The sequence below is a fragment of the Muribaculum sp. genome (assembly GCF_029051885.1).
Taxonomy (GTDB): Bacteria; Bacteroidota; Bacteroidia; order Bacteroidales; family Muribaculaceae; genus Muribaculum.
In genome coordinates, this window is the sequence record NZ_JAIDKI010000135.1 from 1 (window position 1) to 7536 (window position 7536).

7 protein-coding genes are annotated in these 7536 nt (G+C 49.0%); 6 read left to right on the forward strand and 1 reads right to left on the reverse strand.

Annotation, left to right across the window (positions count from 1 at the left end; genetic code table 11):
• From K2I50_RS05840 to K2I50_RS05865, 6 genes are all read left to right on the forward strand, one after another.
• The coding region (locus K2I50_RS05840) for a TolC family protein (RefSeq protein WP_301025273.1) at window positions 1-1211 on the forward strand (1211 nt) is incomplete at its 5' end.
• Window positions 1212-1262: 51 nt separating this feature from the next.
• Window positions 1263-2444 (forward strand): efflux RND transporter periplasmic adaptor subunit, encoded by a 1182-nt coding sequence (locus K2I50_RS05845; protein WP_301025274.1) that lies wholly within the window; start codon window positions 1263-1265, stop codon window positions 2442-2444.
• 4 nt (window positions 2445-2448) lie between these two features.
• Entirely contained in the window at window positions 2449-3219 is a 771-nt protein-coding gene (locus K2I50_RS05850; protein ID WP_301025275.1) for an ABC transporter ATP-binding protein, read from the forward strand.
• Between the two features lie 12 nt (window positions 3220-3231).
• Window positions 3232-4452: an ABC transporter permease gene (locus K2I50_RS05855; protein WP_301025276.1), complete on the forward strand. Its 1221-nt coding sequence runs from the start codon at window positions 3232-3234 to the stop codon at window positions 4450-4452.
• An 87-nt stretch (window positions 4453-4539) separates the two neighbouring features.
• Window positions 4540-5646 (forward strand): sensor histidine kinase, encoded by a 1107-nt coding sequence (locus K2I50_RS05860; RefSeq protein ID WP_301025277.1) that lies wholly within the window; start codon window positions 4540-4542, stop codon window positions 5644-5646.
• A 77-nt stretch (window positions 5647-5723) separates the two neighbouring features.
• Window positions 5724-6470 (forward strand): LytR/AlgR family response regulator transcription factor, encoded by a 747-nt coding sequence (locus K2I50_RS05865; RefSeq protein WP_301025278.1) that lies wholly within the window; start codon window positions 5724-5726, stop codon window positions 6468-6470.
• A gap of 161 nt (window positions 6471-6631) precedes the next feature.
• On the opposite strand, the gene K2I50_RS05870 is transcribed toward K2I50_RS05865, so the two are convergent.
• Window positions 6632-7279, reverse strand: a complete 648-nt coding sequence (locus tag K2I50_RS05870) for an HAD family hydrolase (RefSeq protein ID WP_301025279.1) — start codon at window positions 7277-7279, stop codon at window positions 6632-6634.
• Window positions 7280-7536 lie beyond the last annotated feature (257 nt).

A 7536-nucleotide genomic window follows, 5' to 3' on the forward strand; every position in this document is an offset into this window, starting at 1 on the left:
GTGTGGACTACGCACGAGCCAACAACATATCCCTACAGCAGTCACGTCTGGTAGGCGAGACAGCCGGTCTGTCACTTGAGGAAGCAAAAGCCAAATGGGAGCCGACACTCGATTTCACCACACGCCATACCGTAGGCAACACACCCTGGGGCGATAACGACAAAACCACCTATAATGGCACCATCGGATTCAATGCAGAGTGGACAGCATACGACGGAGGAGCACGCAACGCACAGATAAAACGCAGTCGTATCGACACCCAGATAGCCTCGCTCGAAACTGACGACGTAATGCGTACACTTGAGACCGACCTGCTGCGCGCATATCTCAATATCCTCTACTGCAAAGAGTCGATTGAAATATATCGCGAGGCAGTAAAACTTAGCGATGCACAGGCCGAGCGATGTCGCCAGCTGATGGAAGCCGGACGTGTGTCGCGTGTAGACTACGCACAACTCCAGGCTCAGGCCGAACAGCAGCGCTATAATCTGTCGAACGCAACCGGCACTTACGACACCCGACGCATGGAATTGAAGCGCCTGCTCCAGCTTGGTATAGATACCGACCTAAAGCTCGCACCCGTGATATGGACCGACTCCCAGGTGACAGACTCTCTCCCTCCTATCACGGAAAGCTACAATATGGCACTCAATACCGACAAAAAACTCCAGGCCATACGTCTGCAACGCGATGCATCAGCCCTTGATGTAGATATTGCAAACGCTCAGCGACGTCCCAACATAGCCATCACAGCCGGAGTCGGCACTAATTACTTCGCACCGGGAACTTCCTTAGGCACTCAGCTCAAACAGTCGGTCAACGAGCAGATAGGCGTGGCCCTGTCGCTGCCGATAGCCGACGGGAAGAAGGCAAAGACAGCCATAGCAAAGGCAAAGATACAGCAACTTAACGCAGCTCTTGACGAAGAGTCACGTCGCAACGACATAGCCCAGGATGTCGAGGCCGCATATATCGACCTGCGAGCTACACAGTCGAGATTTACAGCTGCCAAAGAGCAGCTCGAAAGCGCCAGGCTCAGCGCAGAACTCGTCGACGAACAGTTCAGTCTCGGACTGGTAAATACTGTCGAACTTCTTACTGCCCACAACAATCTCATTGAAGCTCAGCATACCCTCCTACAGGCCCGCTTCATGGCTATGCTCGACCGAAAACTTATAGAATTCTACCGCACAGCCGAAATAAACCTTTAAAATCCTGACTAATAGCAAATCACATCAACACAAATTCTATCAAATCATCATATGAAACCGAACTCCCACATCATTCTGCTCACAACACTACTGGCCTTGACTGCCGTATCCTGCTCCAAAAAGCCGGAAATACGGCTTGAGACTGCTAAGGTAGAACGTGCCGACATAAGCGAATCAGTGACAGCCACAGGTACCGTAGAATCAGTAACACAAGTCGACGTAGGTACTCAGGTCACCGGTATCGTCGACAAGCTATATGCCGACTACAATTCAGTGGTAACCAAGGGAGAACTTATCGCCGAAATTGAGAAAACTCTGCTTGAAAGCGAGTTGCGAAGCGCCGACGCAAACATGGAGTCGGCACGTCTGACCTATGAATATAACCGCACAAACTACGAGCGTGACCGACAGCTTCACGACAAGCAGCTCATAAGCGACTATGAGTATCAGACGTCTCTAAAAGAATACGAGGTGTCAAAGACCACCTACGAAAAAGCTCAGGCCGACCGCGTGCGAGCAGCTAAAAATCTCAACTATGCCGAGATATACTCACCAATCGACGGGGTAGTCATATCCCGCGAAGTAGAGGTTGGACAGACTGTAGTATCGTCGATGAACGTACAGAATCTCTATGTGATAGCCGACCTTGACAACATGCAGGTAGTAGGCAACGTGGATGAAGCCGACATAGGCCAGGTAAAAATGGGACAGACTGCAACATTCACTGTCGACGCATATCCCGACGATAAATTTGAAGGAAAAGTAACCCAGGTACGCCTCAATCCTACCACAGAGAGCAACGTAGTCACATATGAGGTAATAGTAGCCGCACCCAATCCCGACCATAAACTCATACCCGGCCTCACAGCCAATCTCTCAATCAATGTTACAGAAGAGAAAGGAGTGCTTGCCATACCCAACCGTGCGCTTCGCTTTACTCCGAGGGAGTTTCCTGACGCAAAAGGACTTCCACAACCTGAAAGCGGCCATACCTTGGCTGGCACTACAGAATCAGACCAGCATACCGTATGGGCTGTGCGCGGCGACAACCTCGTGCCTGTCAAAATCACCGTTGGCGAAAGCAACGGCAACATGACCCAGATTATCTCCGGACTCAACGAAGGCGAGACAATAGCCCTGGAATATGATACCGCAGGTTTTGGTGTCCCGCCATCGGATCAGAACACTGAACAGAGCCCCTTCGCACCACAGCCTCCCCACAGAAAAAAATAACACAATGAGCAACAAATCAAAATCTCCGGAGGAAAAGAGAGAGATAATCCGTGTGGAGGAATTGAGGCGCGACTTCATTGTAGGAGGCGAAAAGGTGCATGCCTTGCGCGGAGTGTCATTCACAATCCACGAGGGTGAGTTCGTGACAATTATGGGAACCTCCGGCTCAGGCAAATCGACGTTACTCAATCTGCTGGGATGCCTTGACACCCCCACCCGTGGCGACTATCTGCTTGACGGAGTATCTGTGGCCTCAATGAGTAAGAACAAACGTGCGTTCACACGCAATCGCAAAATCGGTTTCGTGTTTCAAAACTACAACCTTCTGCCAAAGACCACAGCCATAGAGAATGTCGAACTTCCGTTGCTCTACAACTCAAATGTATCAGCAAAAGAGCGAAGAAACCGCGCGGTAAGCGCCCTTGAGGCAGTGGGCCTCCACGACAGGCTCTATCATAAGAGCAACCAGATGTCAGGAGGACAGCAACAGCGTGTGGCCATAGCACGTGCGCTTGTCAATGACCCGGTGATAATCCTCGCCGACGAGGCCACGGGAAATCTTGACACACGCACCTCGTTCAGCATACTTGTGCTTTTTCAGGAATTGCACGCCCGCGGACGCACTATAATATTTGTGACCCACAATCCCGACCTTGCCGCCTACTCCTCGCGCAACATCGTGCTGCGTGACGGACGCATCGTAAGCGACACCCTTAATCCTTCGCCGGAATCGGCAAAAGCAATTTATGAATCACTACCACGCGACGACGACTGATATTTTCCTGCAATGAACTTCGCCAATCTTCTGAAAATAGCCCTCAAAGCGCTATCAAACAACAAGCTGCGCTGCTTCCTGACAATGCTTGGTATCATCATCGGTGTAGCTTCGGTCATAACCATGCTCGCCATCGGACAAGGCTCAAAGGACAGTATAAGGGCCCAGATAAGCGAGATGGGCTCAAACATGATAATGATACACCCCGGCAACATGCAGCGCGGCGGTGTGCGCCAAAGTGCCGACGACACCCAGACTCTTGAAGTAGCCGACTACGAGGCAATACGCGACAAGGCCAGATATGTGACCGCCGTATCTCCATCGGTAAACAGCGGCGGACAATTCATCAACGGCAACAATAACTATCCCTCAACAGTCTACGGTATCACCCCCGACTATCTCGACATACGTAAAGTATCGGTAGCCGACGGAGAAATGTTTACTGAACAGGATATCAAATCAGCCGCCAAGGTATGCCTCCTGGGACAGACGGTAATCGACAATCTGTTTCCCGACGGCAGCAACCCGATAGGGCGCATAGTCAGGTTCAACAAAATTCCGCTGAAGGTCGTAGGCACACTCACTCCAAAGGGCACCAACTCGATGGGCATGGACCAGGACGATGTAGTGCTTGCGCCATACACGACCGTAATGAAGCGTGTACTGGCTACCGACCACCTTCAAGGACTGTTTGCCAGCGCCATTGACGAGGAATATACCGACCAGGCCATTGACGAAATAACCGAAATACTGCGTGAACAGCACAAACTCAAGGAAGGGGCCGACGATGACTTCGACATACGCTCACAGAAGGAACTCAGCGAAATGCTCAGCTCGACCTCCGACATGCTTACAGTGCTGCTGGCATGCATCGCAGGTATATCCCTGCTGGTCGGAGGCATCGGCATCATGAATATAATGTATGTGTCAGTAACAGAACGCACCCGAGAGATAGGACTGCGTATGTCGCTGGGAGCCCGAGGTATAGATATTCTGTCGCAATTCCTTATCGAAGCAGTAATAATCAGTGTCACCGGAGGTATAATCGGAGTAATACTCGGAATACTCGCCTCATGGAGCGTCAATATAATAATGCACTGGCCCGTATCGGTTCAGGTATATTCTATGGTACTGTCATTCGTAGTATGTACCGTTACCGGTGTTTTCTTCGGCTGGTATCCGGCAAAGAAAGCAGCCTCACTCGATCCGATAGAAGCTCTACGCTACGAATAGACCTGTGTTTTATTACAATTTAATGCATATTCCATACGTTTATATAATAACATCAACATTACTTCCCCCTGCAATATGCCGACTGACATGATAAAAAGTATTCCCGACAACAGCGAACCATCGGCCAGACAGCAGCGCCTGGTGAAAATAATCACCCAGTTTCTGATTGTATCCATGATATTCATCCTGCCGGAAGTACTGATGACGACCAACCACCATTACCCTAAGGCATGGCCATGGCGCATATATATAAGGGCGGCACTATACATCGCGATATTCTTTCTCAACTACTACGTCATAATCGACCGTTGCCTGCCACGCCCTAAGGGATTCGTAAAACTATTAGGGTGGAATATCGTAGTAATTATCCTGTTTATGGCCGTAATCCTTCTGTCGGCACCTCCCCGAGGAGTTCCCCCGCACCCACACATTCCACATGTCGACGACGCTATACGTCCATGGCTGAAATTTGTGTCCATATCAGTGCGCGACATAATAATGGTGATTCTCACCATTGGTCTTAGTCTGGCAATGAAACTGAGCGACTACTGGATGAAGATGCGACAGCAGAAACAGGAAATAGAGACACTACGCCAGCACGACGAACTCGAGAGCCTCAAACGCCAGCTCAATCCTCACTTTCTGTTCAACACTCTCAACTCCATATATGCACTGATTGCCATCAGTCCAGACAAAGCACAGAAAGCCGTACATGTTCTCAGCAAGATGCTACGATATGTACTATATGAAAATACTCCAACCGTACAGCTTGACGACGAGCTGTCGTTCATCGGCAGTTATGTCGAACTGATGCGTATGCGCCTCGGTACAGGAATGCCCATAAACGTAGCTCTAAGCAACGATACTCCTGAACTTCGTGTCGCACCGCTTATATTCATATCACCGGTTGAGAATGCATTCAAACATGGCAATACAGGCATGCCCGACGCGTTTATCGATATTGACATCACATGCCGCCAAGGTATAGTAAAAGCCCGCTTTGCCAACCGATGCAAGATATCCGATGCCGCCAATGAGCCGGGAACCGGCAAAGACCATGGCATAGGCGATGCCAATCTCCGACGGCGACTTACGCTAATCTATGGTGATAAAGCACTAATACATACCACAGTACAAGATGGAATCTACACAGTCAGCATGATTATCGATCTAAAAGATAAAATCGAAATATAATCAAAACTACAGACTCTGCAAACACCATCATAGTACATATTAACCACTCTGTAATTACAACCCCCAAAAACATATCTATGACAACTCTACGCTGCTGCATCGTCGACGACGAGCCACTTGCCCGCGATCTCATCGCATCATATATCGAAAAGACTCCATTCATGGAACTTGCCGGAAGTTTCGGTTCCGCTCAAGAGGCTGTAAAGACAGTAATAGAAGAGGCTATCGATGTAATATACCTCGACATCAACATGCCACAGCTAAACGGTATGGAATTCGCAAGAATCGTACCTCCTACATGTCGTATCGTTTTCACTACAGCCTACGACAAATTCGCAATAGAAGGCTTCAAGGTCGGAGCACTTGATTTCCTGCTTAAACCGGTGAGCTATGAAGAATTCATAGGTTCGGCCAACCGTGCCCTTGCATGGGCAGACCTGCGCCGCCGCGCCGAGGCATCCGATACCTCGCGCGAATATATCATGGTGAAGAGCGAATATCGTCTGGTGCAGATTCCTGTACGCGATATAATATTCATCGAAGGGGTGAAGGACTACGTAAAAATCTATGTCGATGGAGAAGAAAAAGCCATAATGACACTCATGAACATGAAAACTCTCGAGCGCACTCTGCCGTCCAACATATTTCTAAGGGTTCACCGCAGCTACATCATAAACGCGACAAAGATACGCGTCATCGAGCGCAACCGCATACTCTTCGGACGTCATGCAATCCCTGTAAGCGACAGCTATAAGCAGCAATTCTCCGATTATATCGCAGCCCATATGCTCACTGTCGTACGCGACAGCAACGACGACCAGTGATAACCCTCTTGCATTTTATGCACCGGCATTGACATCATAATATAGCCTTAGACCATAACAAGGGCGGCATCAAGCTGATATTTTCCAGGCCTAAAGTACTTGCCTGTAATATCTCTCTTGATACCGCCCTTGCTATGGCAGAATAAGGCGCGAAACAATGGTCAGCGCTTCACCTCAAGCATTTTGTCGACTGACATGGATGCGAGGGAAGGCACCACCGCATGGGCACGACCGTCAAGTTCAGCGGCGGCCAATGTTGTAGCAATGCCGATTACTGTGGCTCCTGAAGCCATTCCCGATGCAAGTCCGTTGAGAGAATCCTCAAACACATAGCACCGCTCGATATCAACTCCAATCTTGCCTGCGCCAATAATATAGCACTGTGGATCAGGCTTGGAAAGAGTGACATCACCCGAAGTGACGATAGCATCAAAATATGAAGCAAAGTCAGGATTTCTTGCAAACAGACGCCTCATCTTATCCGGCCCACTGCTGGTTACTATCGCAGCCGGTATGCCATGATTCCTGAGGTCTGACAGAAACTCAACGACTCCATCAAACAATGGAAAGTCCATTGCATTCTCAAAAACATCAAGCTCGGCACATACAGCTGCCGATATATCCGGATCCGGGAAATATGCCTCAAGTATGCGTGGCAGTGTGGACCCTTTTATCTTCATATCAAAATTAGGAATCTCAGGATGATATCTACGCCCTGCCTCGCTCCAGAAAAGCGAGTAAGTACCTTCCGTATCAACCAGCACACCATCAAGATCGAAGAGTGCGCCATAACTATTGGTTGTCGTCATTTTCGTGGGGTTAAATAAAGATATATATTTAGAGCTTGTTTAATAATAAATGTTACCGTCAGGGCGGTCAATCGTCGAGCATATTTTCGCTTGTGATGAGGGAGTTATGGGGTTCCATAACGACCGAAGAGCAGGCGGAAAGATGCCGGCGATTGACCGACTGGAGGTAATTTGTTTAACATCGTTGATATATTTTTGCATTTATTTCAAAATCAGCAAGAGAGTGAGGAATTATAAAATTACCGGTTGTCTCGTAT

Coding starts and splice junctions, on each gene's coding strand:
- K2I50_RS05845 (WP_301025274.1), top strand. CDS start 1,263: ATGAAACCGAACTCCCACATCATTCTGCTCACAACACTACTGGCCTTG.
- K2I50_RS05850 (WP_301025275.1), top strand. CDS start 2,449: ATGAGCAACAAATCAAAATCTCCGGAGGAAAAGAGAGAGATAATCCGT.
- K2I50_RS05855 (WP_301025276.1), top strand. CDS start 3,232: ATGAACTTCGCCAATCTTCTGAAAATAGCCCTCAAAGCGCTATCAAAC.
- K2I50_RS05860 (WP_301025277.1), top strand. CDS start 4,540: ATGATAAAAAGTATTCCCGACAACAGCGAACCATCGGCCAGACAGCAG.
- K2I50_RS05865 (WP_301025278.1), top strand. CDS start 5,724: ATGACAACTCTACGCTGCTGCATCGTCGACGACGAGCCACTTGCCCGC.
- K2I50_RS05870 (WP_301025279.1), bottom strand. CDS start 7,279: ATGACGACAACCAATAGTTATGGCGCACTCTTCGATCTTGATGGTGTG.